Annotated in this window: 2 protein-coding genes; both read left to right on the top strand. The window is 58.3% G+C overall.

Annotated elements, in window-relative coordinates; genetic code table 11:
• Positions 1 to 244 precede the first annotated feature (244 nt).
• The gene (locus JKG68_RS32010) at positions 245 to 1,834 is read left to right on the top strand and encodes an isocitrate lyase (protein ID WP_202066422.1); all 1,590 of its coding nucleotides are present in this window, start codon (positions 245 to 247) and stop codon (positions 1,832 to 1,834) included.
• A gap of 67 nt (positions 1,835 to 1,901) precedes the next feature.
• Positions 1,902 to 2,153, top strand: coding sequence for an SMc00767 family acetate metabolism repressor (locus tag JKG68_RS32005; RefSeq protein ID WP_202066421.1), 252 nt, complete (start codon positions 1,902 to 1,904; stop codon positions 2,151 to 2,153).
• The last annotated feature ends 24 nt before the right edge of the window (positions 2,154 to 2,177 follow it).

The raw sequence follows: 2,177 nt of genomic DNA, 5'->3' as shown, positions 1-2,177 counted from the left end.
CTTTAGGCTTAGAGATCCTCAAGCTGTTCCAGTCTACTAGCGACTGTTGAACGATCGTCGCGCCGTTTCTGCCTTAGTATCAAAGCGTTGCCATGGAAAGATCGGAGCCCCAATCTTGTCAATAATTTACAGGTTTACTCCTGCTGCCTTGTAAAGTTTTACACCCCAACCTTAACTTGGCTTTCCGGCTCTGAACGGACCCGTTACTTCCTCGTTCAACCTTTACAGAACGAGGAGCACGACCGTGGGTTACCAAGATCAGATCACACAGGCGCAGATACTCATCGAAGGCCAGAGCACCTGGAACGGCATCAATCCCGAGTCTGTTGCCCGCATGCGCCTGCAGAACCGTTTCCAGTCCGGCCTCGACATTGCGCGCTACACCGCCAGGATGATGCGGGAAGACATGGCCGCCTATGATGCCGATCCCTCGCTCTACACCCAGTCGCTGGGCTGCTGGCACGGCTTCATCGGCCAGCAGAAGATGATCGCGATCAAGAAGCACTTCGGCTCCACCAGGCGTCGCTATCTGTATCTCTCCGGCTGGATGGTGGCCGCCCTGCGCTCGGAGTTTGGCCCGCTGCCTGATCAGTCTATGCACGAGAAGACCAGCGTTCCCGCGCTGATTGAGGAACTCTACACCTTCCTGCGCCAAGCCGACGCCCGCGAACTGGGACTTCTGTTCCGCGACCTCGATACCGCGCGTAACAGCGGCAACACGATCAAGGAACGAGAAATTCAAAGCGCCATTGACAATTACCAGACGCACATCGTCCCGATCGTCGCCGACATCGATGCGGGCTTCGGCAACGCGGAGGCGACCTACCTGCTGGCCAAGAAGATGATCGAGGCCGGCGCCTGCTGCCTCCAGATCGAGAACCAGGTCTCGGACGAGAAGCAATGTGGCCACCAGGACGGAAAGGTTACCGTTCCACACGAGGACTTCCTCGCCAAGATCCGCGCCATCCGCTACGCCTTCCTTGAGCTTGGCGTTGATGACGGCCTGATCGTGGCGCGCACCGACTCGCTGGGTGCCGGCCTCACCAAGCAGATTGCGTTCAGCCAAAGGCCTGGCGATATCGGCGATCTCTACAATGGCTTCCTTGATTGCGAGGAGATCACGCCCGAGAACTGCACAAACGGCGACGTGGTGATCAACCGCAATGGCAAGCTGCTGCGCCCGAAGCGGCTGCCGAGCAACCTGTTCCAGTTCCGTCCCGGCACGGGCGAGGACCGCTGCGTGCTCGACTGCATCACCGCGCTGCAGAACGGCGCGGACTTGCTGTGGATTGAAACTGAGAAGCCGCATGTGGAGCAGATCGCCGGCATGGTCGACCGCATCCGCGAGGTGATCCCGAACGCAAAGCTGGTCTACAACAACTCGCCGTCATTCAACTGGACCCTCAACTTCCGCCAGCAGGTCTACGATGGATGGGAGAAGGCTGGCAAGGACGTGTCGCAGTATGACCGCGCCAAGCTGATGAGCGTGGACTATGACGAGACGGAACTAGCCCGGGACGCTGACGAGCGCATCCGCACCTTCCAAGCCGATGGAGCCAGGCGCGCCGGCATTTTCCACCACCTGATTACGCTGCCGACCTATCATACGGCAGCGCTCTCCACTGACAACCTCGCCAAGGAGTACTTCGGCAGCGAGGGTATGCTCGGCTACGTGCGCAACGTTCAGCGTCAGGAGATCCGCCAGGGTATCGCCTGCGTGAGGCATCAGAACATGGCAGGCTCCGACATCGGTGACGATCACAAGGAATACTTTGCCGGCGAAGCCGCCCTCAAGGCAGGCGGTACCCACAACACCATGAACCAGTTCGGTTAGAGCTGCGTGTCGAAGCTCAACAACGCTGAGGCTGCAGCGAGCCTCCCTATTAGCAGGAGTGAGATCAATGACCTTATCTGACAAGCCGCACCTGAAGAGCCGATTTGACGAGGCTGCCAGCTCCCTGTCGCCTGAGCAGGACTCAGCCATCCGTATCCTTGCCAACGAGTTGCATAGGGTGAACGAGGCTGTGATGAACTGCGTCAACCGTGGCCTCTCAATAGAGTTGCAGAGGGTCAAGCGCTTCCACTCTGAGCAAGGATATTGGGGCGATATGATCGTGCCAATCATCGTTAAGCAAAGTGACAAGCAGGGCTAAGTGGATTGCAGCGTGAAGTGATAT

It is taken from the genome of Microvirga aerilata (assembly GCF_016743775.1).
Lineage (GTDB): Bacteria > Pseudomonadota > Alphaproteobacteria > Rhizobiales > Beijerinckiaceae > Microvirga > Microvirga aerilata.
Note: the sequence above shows the minus strand (reverse complement) of the source record. Positions and strands in the feature narration are given on the sequence as shown.

What these genes read in the sequence shown, in the direction of transcription:
- JKG68_RS32005 (WP_202066421.1), top strand. Translation starts at nt 1,902, where the DNA reads ATGACCTTATCTGACAAGCCGCACCTGAAGAGCCGATTTGACGAGGCT.